At 69.4% G+C, this 15,618-nt stretch carries 15 protein-coding genes and 2 pseudogenes; 6 read left to right on the forward strand and 11 right to left on the reverse strand.

Annotated features, from left to right (window positions below):
• Positions 1–29: 29 nt before the first annotated feature.
• From OG905_RS03195 to OG905_RS03225, 7 genes are all read right to left on the reverse strand, one after another.
• Positions 30–1,193: an NAD(P)/FAD-dependent oxidoreductase gene (locus OG905_RS03195; RefSeq protein ID WP_328666055.1), complete on the reverse strand. Its 1,164-nt coding sequence runs from the start codon at positions 1,191–1,193 to the stop codon at positions 30–32.
• A complete protein-coding gene (locus OG905_RS03200; RefSeq protein WP_328666056.1) occupies positions 1,190–1,552 on the reverse strand; it encodes a bifunctional 3-phenylpropionate/cinnamic acid dioxygenase ferredoxin subunit in 363 nt (120 codons plus the stop codon). The genes OG905_RS03195 and OG905_RS03200 overlap by 4 nt, the downstream gene beginning before the upstream one ends.
• A 344-nt stretch (positions 1,553–1,896) precedes the next feature.
• Positions 1,897–2,529, reverse strand: a complete 633-nt coding sequence (locus OG905_RS03205; RefSeq protein WP_328666057.1) for an MBL fold metallo-hydrolase — start codon at positions 2,527–2,529, stop codon at positions 1,897–1,899.
• Positions 2,526–3,611 carry an S-(hydroxymethyl)mycothiol dehydrogenase gene (locus OG905_RS03210; RefSeq protein ID WP_328666058.1) on the reverse strand — a complete coding sequence of 362 codons (1,086 nt, stop codon included), beginning with the start codon at positions 3,609–3,611 and terminating at the stop codon, positions 2,526–2,528. The genes OG905_RS03205 and OG905_RS03210 overlap by 4 nt, the downstream gene beginning before the upstream one ends.
• 157 nt (positions 3,612–3,768) lie before the next feature.
• The gene (locus OG905_RS03215; RefSeq protein ID WP_328666059.1) at positions 3,769–3,891 is read right to left on the reverse strand and encodes a hypothetical protein; all 123 of its coding nucleotides are present in this window, start codon (positions 3,889–3,891) and stop codon (positions 3,769–3,771) included.
• Entirely contained in the window at positions 3,888–4,097 is a 210-nt protein-coding gene (locus tag OG905_RS03220) for an SDR family NAD(P)-dependent oxidoreductase (RefSeq protein ID WP_328666060.1), read from the reverse strand. Before OG905_RS03220 ends, OG905_RS03215 begins: the two co-directional genes overlap by 4 nt.
• 88 nt (positions 4,098–4,185) lie before the next feature.
• Positions 4,186–5,391: an RNA polymerase subunit sigma-70 gene (locus tag OG905_RS03225; protein ID WP_328666061.1), complete on the reverse strand. Its 1,206-nt coding sequence runs from the start codon at positions 5,389–5,391 to the stop codon at positions 4,186–4,188.
• 306 nt (positions 5,392–5,697) lie between these two features.
• On the opposite strand from OG905_RS03225, the gene OG905_RS03230 reads away from it, so the two are divergent.
• Positions 5,698–6,384, forward strand: a complete 687-nt coding sequence (locus tag OG905_RS03230) for a pyridoxamine 5'-phosphate oxidase family protein (RefSeq protein ID WP_328666062.1) — start codon at positions 5,698–5,700, stop codon at positions 6,382–6,384.
• Here the strand turns inward: OG905_RS03230 and OG905_RS03235 are convergent.
• A pseudogene (locus OG905_RS03235) lies at positions 6,385–6,465 on the reverse strand (TetR family transcriptional regulator); the annotation flags it as partial.
• A 4-nt stretch (positions 6,466–6,469) separates the two neighbouring features.
• Between OG905_RS03235 and OG905_RS03240 the strand changes: the two are divergent.
• Positions 6,470–6,573 (forward strand): annotated as a pseudogene (locus tag OG905_RS03240) (aldo/keto reductase); the annotation flags it as partial.
• Between the two features lie 147 nt (positions 6,574–6,720).
• Here the strand turns inward: OG905_RS03240 and OG905_RS03245 are convergent.
• The 3 genes from OG905_RS03245 to OG905_RS03255 form a co-directional block, all read right to left on the reverse strand.
• On the reverse strand, positions 6,721–7,215 hold the full coding sequence (locus tag OG905_RS03245; RefSeq protein WP_328666063.1) for a pyridoxamine 5'-phosphate oxidase family protein: 495 nt from the start codon (positions 7,213–7,215) through the stop codon (positions 6,721–6,723).
• Between the two features lie 94 nt (positions 7,216–7,309).
• Complete coding sequence (locus tag OG905_RS03250) at positions 7,310–9,025, reverse strand: CocE/NonD family hydrolase (protein ID WP_443043886.1); 1,716 nt, start codon at positions 9,023–9,025, stop codon at positions 7,310–7,312.
• A 132-nt stretch (positions 9,026–9,157) separates the two neighbouring features.
• Complete coding sequence (locus OG905_RS03255) at positions 9,158–10,231, reverse strand: hypothetical protein (RefSeq protein ID WP_443044054.1); 1,074 nt, start codon at positions 10,229–10,231, stop codon at positions 9,158–9,160.
• A 412-nt stretch (positions 10,232–10,643) separates the two neighbouring features.
• Between OG905_RS03255 and OG905_RS03260 the strand changes: the two genes are divergently transcribed.
• From OG905_RS03260 to OG905_RS03275, 4 genes are read left to right on the forward strand one after another with little or no spacing between them, the layout of a single operon-like run.
• Complete coding sequence (locus tag OG905_RS03260) at positions 10,644–11,669, forward strand: 3-oxoacyl-ACP synthase III family protein (protein WP_328666066.1); 1,026 nt, start codon at positions 10,644–10,646, stop codon at positions 11,667–11,669.
• 2 nt (positions 11,670–11,671) lie between these two features.
• Positions 11,672–12,619 (forward strand): hypothetical protein, encoded by a 948-nt coding sequence (locus tag OG905_RS03265; protein ID WP_328666067.1) that lies wholly within the window; start codon positions 11,672–11,674, stop codon positions 12,617–12,619.
• On the forward strand, positions 12,619–14,586 hold the full coding sequence (locus tag OG905_RS03270; protein ID WP_328666068.1) for a fatty acid CoA ligase family protein: 1,968 nt from the start codon (positions 12,619–12,621) through the stop codon (positions 14,584–14,586). The genes OG905_RS03265 and OG905_RS03270 overlap by 1 nt, the downstream gene beginning before the upstream one ends.
• Positions 14,583–15,617 carry an NAD-dependent epimerase/dehydratase family protein gene (locus OG905_RS03275; RefSeq protein ID WP_328666069.1) on the forward strand — a complete coding sequence of 345 codons (1,035 nt, stop codon included), beginning with the start codon at positions 14,583–14,585 and terminating at the stop codon, positions 15,615–15,617. The genes OG905_RS03270 and OG905_RS03275 overlap by 4 nt, the downstream gene beginning before the upstream one ends.
• Position 15,618: the final 1 nt, after the last annotated feature.

Raw genomic sequence — 15,618 nt, forward strand, 5'->3', positions numbered from 1 at the left:
CAGGAGGGCGTGACGCCGCGCGTGTGGCGTCAGAGCGTGGCGGCGGCAAGTTGCTTGCGCCAGCGGGTGAACAGGCGCGGCTGGTTCATCCCGAGGACCGCGACCGGATGCCCCGACCGCCGGTACACGGCCAGGAAGCTGCGGTCGTCGGGGAGTCCCTCCTCGACCGTCACACTGTCGGCGCCGGCGGAATGTCCGGCGAACTGGATCCGTACGCCGTACTGGTCCGACCAGAAGTAGGGCGGCTTGGGCACCCCCGGAGTCGCCGCGCCTCCGGAGAGCAGCGCGGCCACGGCCGCGTCGGGCCTCTCCCGCGCCCCGGTCCAGTGCTCGACGCGACGGTGGATCCCGGCGGCGGGGTCGTACCAGGAGGCACAGTCCCCGACCGCGACCACACCGGCCACGCTGGTGCGGCCGTCCGCCCCGCACTTGACGCCGTCGTCCAGGACGACGCCGCTGCCGGCCAGCCACTCGACGCATGGGCGGGCACCCACGCCGACGACGACGGTGTCGGCCGGGATGCTGCGGCCGTCCTGGAGCAGGACCGCCTCGACGCGGGCCCGCCCGCTCAGCCCCTTGACCCCGACGCCGCACAGCAGGCGTACGCCGTGGTCCGCATGGAGCGTGGAGACGACGCCTCCCATGACCTCGCCGAGCGGTCCGGACAGCGGAGTCGGCGCGGCCTCGACGACCGTCACGTCAAGTCCCAGTCCGTACGCGGTCGAGGCGACCTCGGCGCCGATGAACCCGCCGCCGATCACCACCAGCCGCCCGCCGAGGGCCAGATCGGCCCGCAGGGCCCGGGCGTCGTCCAGGGTCCGCAGCGTGTGCACTCCTTCGAGGCCGTCGCTGCCCGGCAGCATGCGCGCGGTCGCACCCGTGGCGATGACGATCCCGTCGGCCCGGACGGACCGGCCGTCGGCCAGCCGCACGGCGTGGTCACCGGGGTCGAATCCCGCGGCCCGCACGCCGAGCAGCCACTCCGCCTGCAGGTCCTCGCCGTCCGCCTCCAGAGCGAGATCCGTTTCACCGACCGTTCCGGCGAGGAACTCCTTGGACAACGGCGGCCTGTCGTACGGGCGGTGCGGCTCGTCTCCGATCACGACGAGCCGTCCGTCGTAGCCCTGCTTCCGCAGGGAGCGTGCGGCCGACAGTCCGGCGAGCGAGGCGCCGACCACGGCCACGGTCCTCACGCGGGACCTCCGGCGAGCCTCGCTGCGATGCACGGCGGCAGATTCGGGGCCGCAGTGGACGGCTGGACGTAGACCATGCCGTCCTCGATCAGGACCTCGTGCGTACGGACCGGGAGCTTGGCCGGCGGTGAGTCGACGGCCCCCGTCCGGAGGTTGAACTTCGAGGCATGCAGCGGGCATTCGACCTCACAGCCCTCCAGCCAGCCGTCGGCGAGCGACGCATCCTGGTGGGTGCAAGTGTCGTCGATGGCGAAGACCTCGCCGTCATCGGTGTGGAACACCGACACGGGCGGATCCATGTCGAGCCGTATGGCCTCGCCTCGCGGCAGATCCGCGAGACGGCACGCGGGAATCATCATGACACCTCGGGTGCTCGGGTGCATATAGCGAAACAGATTGCGGTAAGCGCAACGCCAGTTTGAAGTCCCCCAAAGCCGGTGTCAAGGCATCCTCCGGACAGGCCGACCCCTTGTTCCATGTTTCTTTTCACGCAACGCTGTGCGTAGTACACAACTCTGGATCAGAGGGAACGCCGCGGCCATCAGCCTCTTCGGCCTGCTCAAAGGGGGTATTGGGCCGCCAGGAGACAGCGCGCGGCGGCCTCGCGGTCAGCGTCATCGACGTGTTGACCGGAGGCCGCCGCGAGGCACCCTCGGAACCCGCGGTCACAAGCCGCGGTCAGAACCTGCTGCCGGAACCGCTGTCAGAACCCGCGGTCGATCCACTCCTGCAGATGCGGGGCTTCCGCCGCGATGGTGGTCGTGTCCCCGTGACCGGTGTGCACGACCGTGTCGTCGGGCAGCGCCAGCAGCCGGTTCCTGATCGATTCGATGATGGTGCCGAAGTGGCTGTACGACCTCCCCGTCGCCCCGGGACCGCCCGCGAAGAGCGTGTCACCGCTGAAAAGGGCGTGCAGAGCCGGCGCGTACAGGCAGACCGCGCCGGGGGCGTGGCCGGGGGTGTGCAGCACCGTCAGATCGACACCCGCCACCGTGACGATCTGGCCGTGCGCCAGCTCGGCGTCGGGCAGCCGCTCGGGATGGGTCTGCTTCCACAGCGGCAGGTCGTCCGGGTGCAGCAGAATCGGAGCGCCGGTCCGGTCGGCGAGCGCCGGGGCGGCGTCGATGTGGTCGTTGTGGGCGTGTGAACACAGGATCGCGCGAAGCGTCCGGCCGCCGAGCGCGGCCACGATGGCGTCGGCGTCATGCGCGGCGTCGATGACGACCGCTTCGGTGTCGTCGCCGACGATCCACACGTTGTTGTCGACGTCCCAGGTGCCGCCGTCCAGGGAGAAGGTGCCGGAGGTGACCAATCGGTCGATTTTCACGGATGTCACAGGACCACCACCGAGCGCAGTACGTCACCGTGGTGCATCCGCTCGAAGGCCTTCTCGACATCGTCGAGCGCGATCGTCTCGGTCACGAACGCGTCCAGATCCAGGCGCCCCTGCAGATGGAGGTCGATCAGCATCGGGAAGTCGCGGCTGGGCAGGCAGTCCCCGTACCAGGACGACTTGAGCGCTCCGCCGCGGCCGAACACGTCCAGCAGCGGAAGCTCCAGCTTCATCTGCGGGGTCGGCACCCCGACCAGGACGACAGTCCCGGCCAGGTCGCGGGCATAGAAGGCCTGCTTGTACGTCTCGGGGCGGCCGACGGCCTCGATGACGACGTCCGCGCCGAAGCCGCCGGTCAGTTCACGGATCGCCTCCACGGGGTCGGTCTCCTTGGAGTTGACGGTGTGGGTGGCACCGATCTTCTTCGCGGTGGCCAGCTTCCGCTCGTCGATGTCCACGGCGATGATCTTCGCCGCCCCTGCGAGCCGAGACCCGGCGATCGCGGCGTCGCCCACGCCGCCGCAGCCGATGACCGCGACGGAATCGCCGCGTCCGACGGCACCGGTGTTGATCGCCGCACCGATGCCCGCCATCACACCGCAGCCCAGGAGCCCGGCGACCGCGGCGGACGCCCTCTCGTCGACCTTCGTGCACTGCCCGGCTGCCACCAGCGTCTTCTCGGCGAAGGCACCAATGCCCAGGGCCGGCGACAGCTCGGTGCCGTCGGCGAGGGTCATCTTCTGCTTGGCGTTGTGGGTGTTGAAGCAGTACCAGGGCCGCCCCCGCAGACACGCGCGGCACTGGCCGCAGACCGCGCGCCAGTTGAGGATGACGAAGTCGCCGGGTGCGATCTCGGTGACGCCCTCGCCGACCGCCTCGACCCGGCCCGCCGCCTCATGGCCGAGCAGGAAGGGGAAGTCGTCGTTGATGCCACCCTCGCGATAGTGCAGGTCGGTGTGGCAGACCCCGCAGGCCTCGATGTTCACCAGCACCTCACCCGGGCCGGGGTCAGGGACGATGATCGTTTCCAGGCTGACGGGGGCGCCCTTCCCCCTCGCGACAACAGCACGGACCTGGTGAGTCATGGCCACTCCTCGACTGATGCGAACCCATAGGATGCGTTGCTTATTACGGCACACACCGCAAGTGCCGCAACAACAGCATCACGGAGGCCCGACCTGCGGTCAAGGATCCCGCCTGCAGCAGCCACGGCCGGACTGCGCCGCGCCCCAGCGCGTTCGGTCAGCTGGGGAACATCCCTGCGGTCGCGTTGACCCAGGTGCCGGTAATGGTGCAGCCGGCATCGGAGGCGAGGAACGTCGCCAGTGCGCCGATGTCGGCGATCCGAGGCGATCGCTTCGTCATCCGCATGCTGTCGAGGTGACTGCGAAGGCCCTGCACGGCGGCCTCGTCCATGCCCGGAGCTCCAGTGGCGCGGCGACCTTGCTCAGCGTGACCTCCGTACGACCGACCAGGAACACCCGCGCCCCCGCCTGCGCGTACGCCTTCGCGATTCCCGCGCCGAGCGAACCGGCTCCGCCGTAGATGACTGCGACCTTGTCCTTCAGCATGGCATTCGACTCCTTGAGTGGGGGCGCCCTGTGCGCCTGTCACTCCATAGGACGTGACTCCTGGGCAGACTCATCGCTCGCCGCGCCCTCAGAGCGTCATCGGCAGTCCGAACGCGGCGAAGAGATGCGGCTCGAACGTGGTGATCTCGGCGATCTTCCCCTTCTCGACGCGCAGGACGTCTATCAGCTGGGCCCTGTAGACGCTGGTGCCGGGCCGCTGCAGGTAACCGGCCACCGCCAACTGGCCGTTGGCGTGTACGGGCAGGTGCCGCCAGCGCCCGGCGAACATCGGCGACGCCGGATCAAGATTCGGCCGTACGAACGCGAAGAGTGCGTCACGGCTCACGAACCAGAAGGGGTTCGGCGGCATGGTGAGCACCGCGTCCTCCCGCACCAGCTCGACCATGGCGTCGATGTCGGTCCGGGCCGCCGCCTCCATGTAGCGCTGCAGCAGCGCCAGGTCCTCGGCGCTCGGCTCGCTCGCCGACCAGTCCTCGCGCCGACCGGGCAGCGCCTCCCGCAGTGCCGACCTGCCTCGCTGGACCGCACTGTTCGCGGAGGCCAGGCTCGAGCCCAGCAGGTCGGCCGTGTCCTGCGCCGGCCACCCGGCGACATCGCGCAGGATCACCGCCGCCCGCTGTCGCGGGGGAAGCTGCTGGATAGCGGTCAGGAAGACCAGCTCGAGAGTCTCGCTCGCCACGGCCTGTTCGTCGGGCTCGGCGTGCGGCACGGGGGTCTCGGGCAGCTGGTCGTCGGGAAACGGCTGCAGCCAGGGCAGCTGTGGTGGCGGCGGCCCGCCACCGGAGTCCATGCCCGGCACCGGCTCGTAGACGGTCGGGCGCCGGTTGTGTTTGCGCAGGAAGTCGAGGCACACGTTCGTGGCGATCTTGTACAGCCAGGCGCGAGGGTTGTCGACGCCTTCCAGCGTCTCCCTGGCCCGCCAGGCCCGCAGGAATGCCTCCTGGGTGAGGTCCTCGGCCTCGTCGTACGAGCCGAGCAGCCGGTAGCAGTGCACTCGCAGCTCACGCCGGTGCCCCTCGATGAGCGCGGTCAAGGTGTCCTCGACGGGTTTCGTCACGCCGTTGGACGTGACGCTTTCCGCGTCGCGAGTGGCAGCTGCCGTGGCGGCCTCGGCTGCCGCGGTGGCGACGTCGGCTCCGGGGTTCTGACGCGCCTGCCGGGCCAGGCGCCGCAGCTGTGCGAACCGTGTCGACAGGGCCTCGACATCGGCGTGGAACGCGAGCGCCGGGTCGAGCCGCAGCCGCCGCAGTCGGTCCCCGATGTCGGAAATCAACTCCCTGACGGGAACGCCGACCGGCTGCCGCCTTTCCCGGTAGGCGCGCTGCCGGCACGCCTGCGAGCAGTACAACGCGGCCCGCCCAGGGCCACCATCGCTCTCGATCGGGCGCCCGCAGGCTTGGCACTTCCCTGTCATACGTCACAGGCTAGGGCCGCGATCACGACGGCGAGGGATTCCGCGACCTCCTCATCTCAGAACAACTGATTTCGTCGATCCATAGCGGTTCAAGTGTCGATATCGTTAGCCTACGGGTCATCCCCGTGACTTCCTCGGCAACAGCAAACAGTTGAGAGACCCGACGTGAACAACAGCCCACTTCCGGCCGCCCTGCCACAGACGGAACTCACTCGCCACCGGCGCCTGCGGGAGCAGGGAAGCCCCGACCGCGCGGTCCTCGACGCCATCCTGGAGGCGGGCTTTGTCTGCCACCTCGGTGTGGTCGTCGACGGGCAGACCATGGTCGTTCCGACCGTCTACGGGGCCGACGGGCAGAACCTGTACTTCCACGGCTCGGTTGCGAGCCGCAGCCTCGTCGCCTCGCCCCGGGCCACGATATGCGTCACCGTCACGCACGTGGACGGCCTGGTCCTCGCTCGATCGGTGTTCGAACACGGCGTCAACTACCGCAGCGCGATGATCTACGGCATACCCCGCCTGGTCACCGACCCCGTGGAGAAACTCGCCGGACTGCGCTACCTGACCGAACAAGCCGCACCCGGCCAATGGGATTACGCACGGCAGCCCAACCGTAAGGAACTGGCGGCGACGGCTCTGCTCGCCCTTTCCCTGGAAGAGGCCTCCGTCAAGGTGCGCACAGGCGCCCCCGACGACGGCGACGGTCCGGACGCCGCACTCGGGATATGGGCCGGCGTCCTGCCCATGGCGACCACCTTCGGGCAACCGGAGGCCGACCCCGCACTTCCCGATGGCATTGCCCCGCCACCCCACATCACCGCCCGCGCCCTCGCGCCCGCAAACTGCCGATAGTCAGTGCGGTCGACGCAGTCCTGCGATGAGGAGCTCGACCAGTCGACGTGCGTCGTAGCGGGGATCGCTCTCCGCGCCCATGACCGTGCTCGATGCGATCGACGCGATTGTCGCTCCCGGCACCGACCTGGCCGCGCATGAGAAGAACGACACTCCCCCCTGCTCGACCCGTCACTGCGGCGCCGCTGATCGCGTCGAGTTGCCGCCGGAGCCGGGGCGTTGGCCGGATGCCGTGTTCATCTGGTGGCCGGCGCGTACGTGGTCCCGAGCGCGGCCACGATGCGCCGGATCGCGCACGACAAGGAGTTCGCCCGCACCACCACGGTCGCCCCTCAGTCACTGCTCCCGGGCACGCTCCCGCACCAACCGCTCCACGGCGCTCGGGATCGTGGTCTCGAAGTCCAGCAGCTTTGCCCACTCGGGCGTGATCGTGATGCGGACCATCTGCTTGTAGAGCGACCGCACCTCGGCCTCGAATGTCGACCACTGTTCGTCGGGGATGTACTTCTTCCCCCCTTGGACGTATTCGGCGGGGACGCCTTCGACCAGTTCGGTGACGGCCGTGCCGCGGACGAGCAGCACATGCGGTGGGTGCCGACCGGTCGTGTCGATGGTCAGCGCCACCCTCGGGTCGGCCGCCAGGGCGCGGACCTTGTAGGAGCCCGGCACGGTGCTGATGATGATCTCCGTGCCGGACCAGTGGAAGCCGATGGGCACGACCCGCGGTGCTCCGTCGAGCCCGGTGTACGCCACGCGGGCCGGGATGTCCGAGGACATCAGCTCGAGCGCGAGCGGCTTGTTCAGGACGTCAGCGACTTCTTCTCGATGCATTGCGGCCTCCTGCGGGAGCCTTGGCCTGCCGACACAGCACGGTACGTCGAGAGGGGTTCGACGTGCATCGGCGACGCGCCCGGCTGGTCGTTGGCTATCGCAGGGGCAGCACCACTTCGGACGGGTCGTCATCCGGCGAGCCGAACGACACCTTGCTGCCCAGCGGCGTGCGACCGCCGTACAGCGGGTCCTGAGTGTCGAGGACCAGGGCCAGCCGGTGTCCTGCGGGCAGGTCGTAGGCGGTGGCGAACAGTGGGATGTCGAGAGGGAAGGCTCGCCCCGGCGTTCTGCCGGTCCAGCTCTGCGGGGCGTGGGAGATCAGTTTGCCCACGCCGAGGGCGTTCACGTCGTAGAGGTGGCCGATCACCGTGCCCTGCGGCGCGGAGGACGTGACGGTGGTGTGCAGCCTGACGACTCCGCGTATGCGTTGCGTGGCCGCGTACGGCTTCGACTGCCATACGGCTGCGGCCCATCGGGGCAGCAGCGGGACCGCGACGACCGGAGGCAGCTTGATGAACTGGTCGAGCAGTCCTGACAGTTCGGTGATCCCGCCGTCCGCGCCCGAGTTCAGGCCGCCGACGACGGACGTCCGCCATCCTGTTCCCACCGAGGCGCCGCTTGCGAGCGCGCCGGTGCCGAAGGCGTCCGCCCTGCCCAGCCGCAACCGCTCGGACCGGGAACTGACAGCCTGCCAGGACGGATAGCTCTCGTGTGCACCGGTTGGCCGTACTTCCAGCTCCACCGGCGGCCGGGAGGTGCCCCTGCCTTTGAGGTGCTCGTCGAACCAGCGAAGCGCGCTCGCCCAGGTGGCGTTGTCCAGGCCCAGCAGGCCGGAGACCTCCTGCGTGGCGTGGTCTCCGGGGCGCATCTCGATTCGCTTGGGGCCGGTCAGCTTCTGATAGAAGGCGGTGATCTGGCTGGGGTTGAAGATGCTGTCCCCCCACGCACCGGCAAGGAATACGGCCGTGCCGTTGGCGTTGATGCGGTCCACATACGCGCCGGGCGACCTGGTCTGCGCCCATCTGATGACATCGGGGGTGTCGCGGTCGGCGAAGAGGTTGACCAGCATGCGCCGGAACTCGGCGCTTTGGCGGCCCGTGGGCGTCTGTACGGCGGTGAGTGCGGCGACGGCCTGCAGGTGCCGGGTCTCGCCGCTGTAGAGGGAGTCGACCAGGTCCCCCCAACCACTCATCGCGGCGACCGCTTTGATCCGCGGGTCTGCGGCGGCCCCGAGCAGGGTCAGGCCGCCGCCCAGGGAGAGACCGGTCATGCCGATACGCTGCGGATCCGCCGGTGTCCGGGCGATGGTCCAGTCGATCACCGTCGAGATGTCCGCCACGTCCTTGGGACCCGCGACGTCGACCTCGCCTCCGGAGAGCCAGAAGCCGCGGACGGTGTAGGTGACCACGACGTAGCCGGCTGCGGCGAGTTGCTTGCCCTGGAGGACGTACTCGAGGTCGTTCTGGCCCCAGCTGGCCGGCTGCACGATCACCGGGTAGCGGCCGTGCGCGTCGGCGCCGGGTGTACCGGAGGCGGGCGAGAACACGTTCGCCTTGAGGACGACACCGTCCTTCATCGGGATGTCGGCGAGGCGGAAGGAGGGCCCCGCCGCGTGGGCTGCCGCCGCATGGGCCGCCGCGCGCTCCGGCCCCGCGCCCGCTGACGTGTGCCTCGCGGGTGCGGCGGGTCGGGCGGGTGCGGCGGCGACCGTTGCGACGACGACAAGTGCCGCGGCAACGGCGGCACTTGTCGTCCGGACCGCGGCGCGGTGACCGCCGTGGCGTTGCGTTCGTCTCACTGGGGGCTCCATTTGGCTGGGACCGGCCGTCCGGACGGCACCGCGGCTCGGTGATCCGGAGCGTAGAGGTGCGGAACAGCCTCGGTGAGACGATGATCAGCCAAATTACTGACGGGTAGGCTATCGGCCGGATCGGGCCTCAGGTCACCAGTCCCCGTCCTTCACCGGGGTCCCCGGCGGCTGCGGGACGTCACCTAGCGGCTGGACCTGGTGTGCGCCGGGCGGGGCCCACGGGGTGTGGTCGTCGCCGAGCCAGTCGCCGACCGGCTTGACCTGGCTCAGAGTGCCGGTCGGCGCCAGGTCGGTGCCGTCCTCGTCGTAGTAGTCGAACCACGGGAGCCCGGCCCGGGTGTAAGCGGCGCGATCGACGGGCGAGGGCGGCGCCTCCTCACCGGTGATGCGGCGCCAGTCGGGCGGGGTGACCAGGTGGACGAACACCCGGCCGGCGGGGTCCTCGGCCCAGTCGGACAGGCGCCGGTCGTCCTGATAGACCTCCTGCCGCATGGAACCGCCCGCGCCCAGGCCCATTGCGGCGGCCTGCGGGGGCGGCCCACCCGGAGCCGGGGGTGCGGCCATGGCTGCGGGAAACGCCGCACCGTAGCCGCCGCCGGGTGCGCCGGCCGGCGCACCCGGCGCGGCAGCCGAACGGGCCCGTGCCGCCAACTCCGCCTGAACGCGCTGCTCTTCGCGCCAGGCACGAAGCGCGGCCCGGGACAGCGGGAACGCCTGGAGCTGAACCCCTCCCGTGGTCTCCTCACCGGTGACCTGTCCTTCGACCGTGGCCCCCAGTCCGAGCGGCACAGCAACGAACTGACGCACCGTCCCCTGACCGGAGTTGATGCCGTCCAGCCACGGCTGGCGCGGCAGGACCACATAGTTCTGCGGCTTTCGCACCAGCCGACCGCTCCACCGCTCGCCCGAAACGGCACACACCTTGCCGACGCCGATCTGGAGCGCCGCGGGCTCCCTGGTGCCCGCGAAGCTGAGCCACAGGGCCTCCCGCAGGTACACCGGCAGCATCACGCCACCCCGAGCCAGCCACGGGCGCGGCACGGTGCCGGGAAAGTCTTCGACCCGCCGCAGCGGGAACTCCCCAAGCCCTGGCGGCAGCGGATGCGTCCCCGACTCGGGCAGACGCAGCGTACGGATGAAACGGATCTGCACCCCGCCGCCCAGCAACAGAGTGTTGCCCTCGATACGCACATCACCGGTGACCACGGCGACCTCCCCATGTCTCAGCGCCTCTTCTGCTGCTATCACGACCTGTGGTCCGTCACGGTTCCGGGCCAGGGAAGACGTGTAACAGAGCATTCGCATGACCGGGACCGGACGGATACGCCGCGCGGATTGTTCACAACGACGTCCCGAAACGCCGCCGACATCGTGTCGCAATATCGGCTGCCACGTTTTGGCCATCACCCCGGGGAATGCTAAATGACCGTCAAGTGGTGATCGTCACAGGCCCACGGGGCCAGACACCCTGCACAGTGCGCTAACGTCGTCGTGCGGCGCACTGAAGTCGGGGGAAAACATGACCCGTTGACATTCATTGAGACTTTGACGATGCCGGTGCGCAGCATGAACAAGGAACCACCAGGAGGGGTTTATGAATAAGAGTCGCTTAGAGTCCATGGGAGCATATCTCCCCTCGACGGTGATGAGCACTCCGGAACTCCTCGCCCGCATGGAGAAGGTTCCGGAATTCGACCTCTTCAAAATTACCGGCATGGCCGAACGCCGCGTCGCGGACGATACGGGCGACATTCCCGAGGACTGCCTCACGATGGCGGTCTCGGCAGCCCGCGCATGCCTGGATCGCTCGCGCTACGCCCCGGACGAGATCGACGTCGTGATCTCCTGCTCCATCAGCCGCACGACGGACGGCCGACGCCACCAGTTCGAGCCGTCGTTCGCCCACCGCATCGCCAAGGAGATCGGCGCGCGCTCCGCCCTTCACTTCGATGTCTCCAACGCCTGCGCGGGCATGATGACCGGCGTATACCTGCTGGACCGGATGATCCGCTCCGGTGAAGTGCGCAACGGCCTGGTGCTCAGTGGGGAGCACATCACCCCGATCGCCTTCACTGCCGCGCGCGAGATGGAGGACAGCCGGGACCCCCAGTTCGCGTCCCTCTCCGTGGGCGACTCGGCCGTCGCCGTGTTGGTCGATCGCGCCACTGACGAAGCAGACGTGATCCACGACATCGAGCTGATGACCTGCTCGGAGTACTCGCATCTGTGCCTGGGCATGCCCAGTGACGACACCGGCGATCTGGCCATGTACACGAACAACAAAGAGATGCACGCCCAGGACAGGCTCTCGCTGTGGCCGACCTTCCACCGCGACAAGCTGGCCGAAGACGGTCGCCAATTCGCCGACGAGGGATACGACTTCGTCGTTCAGCATCAGGTCGGCAGCCGGTTCATCGACTTCATGAACCAGGTGGGCGAGAGCATCTTCGAGACACCGATGCCGCAGACGCTCTCGGTCGTCGAGAAGTTCGCCAACACCGCGACCACCTCTCACTACCTGGTACTGCATCAGGCACTCGCGGAAGGCCGCATACCCAAGGGGTCCAAAGTCCTCCTGGTACCCGCCGCATCGGGCGTGGTGACCGGCTTCCTGTCCGCGACCGTCTCCTCCCTGGAGGTGTGAAAGTGGCAACTGTCATTGCCTCCACCGCGCTCAGCCCTGCCGACGACACCGGCAGCGCGATCGGGTACGCGGCATCGGCCGGCAGCGCCTGTCTGGAACAGGCCGGGCTCACCGCCGAGGACATCGACGTCCTCATCAACGTCGGCGTCTACCGCGACTCCAACATCTCCGAGCCCTCCGTCGCCGCACTCATCCAGAAGCGCATCGGCATCAACCTGGAGTATCTGCACGCCCCGGACAGGCGGCCCGCGTTCTCGTTCGACCTCATGAACGGCGCCTGCGGCGTACTCAACGCCGTCCAGGCGGCCGGTGCCCTGCTGGCAACCGGCAGTGCCCGCCGGGTACTTGTGGTCTCCGCCGACACCCACCCCTCGATGGATCCGTCGAGGGCGGGCACCGCCGAGTTCCCGTACGCGAGCACCGGCGCGGCACTGCTGCTGGAACGCACCGGCGACGCCCGCGGCTTCGGCCGGGTGCACCATCGGTCGGCGCCGGGTGACCACGGTGTCAACGGGTATCTGCCGCTGTACGAGGCGGGCTCGGCTGGTCGTGACACCATCGTCGTCGATCGCGCCGACGGCGTCCTGGAGCGCATGCTCGATCTGGCCGTCGACTCGGTACACGGTTGCCTCGCGGCCGAGTACGGCACCGACGCCGATGGAGCGGCAGCGGTCCTCGACCGCACACTGCTGATCACCTCGCAGCCGTCGTCCGACTTCCCCGCCCAGCTCGCCAAACGCCTGGGCATGGCATCCGATGCCGCGGTCACCGTCGAAGGGGTGCAGGGCGACCCGCACAGCTCGGCACTCACCCACGGCTTCCGGCAGGCACAAGACGCGGGCAGGTTCAACGCGTTCGACCGGATCCTCTTCCTCGCCGTCGGCGCCGGGCTGAGTTCGGCGGCCTGCCTTTACCGCCTGGCCGACGACAGCGACGGAGCCGCGCACTGATGCCCGGTACCACAACCGCCCTGCGCCAGGACGCGTTCCTGGCCGAACTGCTCGCCTGGCACGCCGTCCGTACGCCCGGCAAACCGGCCGTCATCCACCCGGACGGCGACCGCATGGAGTCGGCCGGCCGACCGGCCTACACGTCGGTCGGCTACGGCGAACTCGCCGCCCGGGTCACCGCCTGCGCCGCCGCACTGGAAGCTCATGGCATCCGCCGCGGCACCCGTACGGCCCTGCTGGTGACTCCGGGCGTCGACCTGCTGACCCTGGTCTTCGCCCTGATGCATGTCGGAGCGGTTCCGGTGGTGGTCGATCCCGGCATGGGGCTGGGCCGCATGCTGGACTGCATCCACCGCGTGGGGGTCCAGGCATTCATCGGCGTACCGTCCGCACACATCCTGCGGCGGCTGCGCCCGCGCGCCTTCGCCGGAGTGCAGAGCCTGATCAAGGTCGGCCGCGGGAGCGGCACGGCACTTGAGGAGCTGACCGCCCTCGGTGCGGGCATGCCGCAACTGCCCCCGCTGGAGTCCGGGCCCGACGACCTCGCACTGATCGGCTATACCACCGGCAGTACCGGCCCGGCCAAGCCGGTCGAGATCACCGTCGGCATGCTGCGCGGGATGGCGTACGGCGTCGAAGAGGGTCACTTCACCAGCGACATGACAAGCACCCTGGTCACCTTGCCCCTGATGGGCGTGTTCGACCTCGCGGCGGGTCGCACGGCGGTCGTGCCGAAGATGAACATGGGCCGGGTCGGCGCCGCCGATCCGGCACTGCTGACCGACGCGATCCAGCGCTTCTCCGTCAACGCCATGTTCGCCTCACCCGCATTGCTGGATCCGCTCTCGGCTCATCTGGCCCAGTCCGGCGCCCAGGTGCCGTCGCTGCGGTTGATCGTCTCCGGTGGCGCACCCGTGAGCCCCGAGCTGATGGCGGCGCTGCGGGCCGTACTGCCCGACGAGGCACGTGTGTTCAGCACGTACGGGTCGACCGAGGCGCTGCCGATGGCGCTGGTGGAGAGCAGAGAAGCGCTGGCCGGGCCGGCCGCCGGCCCGGCTGAAGGCCTGGGCGTCTGTATCGGCCGACCCGCGCCCGGCACAACGGTGCGAACCATCAAGGTCAGCGACCGACCGGTCCCCCGGTGGACACCCGGACTACCGGTGGCAGCCGGTGAGATGGGCGAGATCGTGGTCAGCGGTCAAGCGGTCAGCCCGCGGTACTTCCAAACGCCCCAGGCCGACGCCGAGCACAAGATCCAGGACGGCGGGCGTCGTTGGCACCGCACCGGTGACGTCGGATGGATCGACGGTGAGGGACGGATCTGGTTCTGCGGTCGCAAGAGCCACCGGGTCCGGGCAGCCGACGGCGATCTGCACACGGTGCGCTGCGAAAGCGTCTTCAACACCCACCCCCAAGTGAAACGCACGGCGCTGGTGGGCTTCGGCCCGGGCGCCGAACAGCGGCCGGTGCTGTGCGTGGAGCTGGCACCGGGCATCGACCGCAAGCAGTGGCCCCACATCGAGGGCGAGTTGCGCGAACTCGGCGCGAACAACCCGATGACCAAGGCGATCGCGGACTTCCTTCCGCATCCCGCGTTCCCCGTCGACATTCGCCACAACGCCAAGATCCGCCGGGAGCTGCTGGCCGGCTGGGCCGAGGACCAGCTGACCGGAAGCCGCCGCCCGACGGCGGCCGACCAGGCGCTGCGCGCGATACCGCTGCTCGGGTGGGCGTACCTGGCTGCCTGGCCGCTGCTGCCCCTGGACCATGTGGCCCTGACCGCTCTGTGGTGGCTCGACGCCTTCCTGAGCGTCGTCGTCCACGCCGTCCAGATACCGTCCGCGCTGCGCGCGGAGCAGGAGCTCGCCACCGGGCGCAAACCATGGGCGACAGCCGCTCTCACGATGCTCTTCGGAGCCACCTGGTGGCGGACTGGGCGCCGCAAGACGAAGGGCGCTTCCCGATGAAGGTGCTGGTGACCGGCGCGTCCGGGTTCCTCGGCAGCCATATCGTCGACGCCTGCCTACGCGCGGGCGACGACGTGCGGGTGCTGGTGCGCAAAGAGAGCGACCTGAGCCATCTGCGCACCGTCGCAGGCATCGAGTTCGCGTACGGCGACCTGCGCGACGCCGCCTCGATACGCCGGGCCATGGACGGCATCGATGCGGTGCACCACAGCGCCGCCCGCGTCACCGACAGGGGTACCCGCGCGCAGTTCTGGGACGAGAATGTCTCGGGCACGGAGCGCCTCATGTCGGCGGCCCAGGAGGCGGGGGCGAGGCGCTTCGTCTTCATCAGCAGCCCCAGCGCGCTCATGAGCATCCGCGGGGGCGACCGGCTCGACATCGACGAGAGCGAGCCCTTCCCGACGCGCCACCTCAATCTCTACTCGGAGACCAAGGCCGCCGCGGAGCGCCTGGTCCTGGCGGCGGACAGCGCTGACTTCACCACCGTCGCCCTGCGCCCGCGCGCCGTGTGGGGCCCGCGCGACCACTCCGGTTTCATGCCGCGGCTGCTCGCGAAGATGATGACGGGCAGCCTGCCCGACCTGTCCGGGGGAAGGCGGGTGTACGCATCGCTGTGCTACTGCGAGAACGCCGCCGACGCCTGCGTGCGGGCGGCGCGTGCCGAGGGTGTCGGGGGCAGGGCCTACTTCATAGCCGACGAAGAGCCGGTGGAGATCTGGAGCACCCTCGCAGGCCTCGCCGAACGGTTCGGCGGCCGGCCTCCGGCCAAACGGGTCCCCCACAGCCTGCTCCGCGCACTCGCCTTCACGGCGGACATGGTCTGGAAACTACCACCGCTGGCGAAGAACTCCTCGCCTCCGCTCTCCCGTTACTCGCTGGCCCTGCTGACCCGTTCGGCGACGTACGACATCTCGGCGGCGCGGCGGGATCTGACGGCGCCACGGGTGGCCCACGAAGCCGGGATGGCCCAGCTGGACGCCTGGATCGACAGCATCGGCGGCGTCGACCAATTCATCCGGAAGGTGAAGTAGC

This window comes from Streptomyces sp. NBC_00322 (assembly GCF_036147535.1).
Lineage (GTDB): Bacteria > Actinomycetota > Actinomycetes > Streptomycetales > Streptomycetaceae > Streptomyces.

What these genes read in the sequence shown, in the direction of transcription:
- OG905_RS03275 (WP_328666069.1), top strand. Translation starts at nt 14,583, where the DNA reads ATGAAGGTGCTGGTGACCGGCGCGTCCGGGTTCCTCGGCAGCCATATC.
- OG905_RS03245 (WP_328666063.1), bottom strand. Translation starts at nt 7,215, where the DNA reads ATGCATCGAGAAGAAGTCGCTGACGTCCTGAACAAGCCGCTCGCGCTC.
- OG905_RS03250 (WP_443043886.1), bottom strand. Translation starts at nt 9,025, where the DNA reads ATGGAGCCCCCAGTGAGACGAACGCAACGCCACGGCGGTCACCGCGCC.
- OG905_RS03270 (WP_328666068.1), top strand. Translation starts at nt 12,619, where the DNA reads ATGCCCGGTACCACAACCGCCCTGCGCCAGGACGCGTTCCTGGCCGAA.
- OG905_RS03220 (WP_328666060.1), bottom strand. Translation starts at nt 4,097, where the DNA reads ATGCTGAAGGACAAGGTCGCAGTCATCTACGGCGGAGCCGGTTCGCTC.
- OG905_RS03215 (WP_328666059.1), bottom strand. Translation starts at nt 3,891, where the DNA reads ATGACGAAGCGATCGCCTCGGATCGCCGACATCGGCGCACTGGCGACG.
- OG905_RS03260 (WP_328666066.1), top strand. Translation starts at nt 10,644, where the DNA reads ATGGGAGCATATCTCCCCTCGACGGTGATGAGCACTCCGGAACTCCTC.
- OG905_RS03210 (WP_328666058.1), bottom strand. Translation starts at nt 3,611, where the DNA reads ATGACTCACCAGGTCCGTGCTGTTGTCGCGAGGGGGAAGGGCGCCCCC.
- OG905_RS03200 (WP_328666056.1), bottom strand. Translation starts at nt 1,552, where the DNA reads ATGATGATTCCCGCGTGCCGTCTCGCGGATCTGCCGCGAGGCGAGGCC.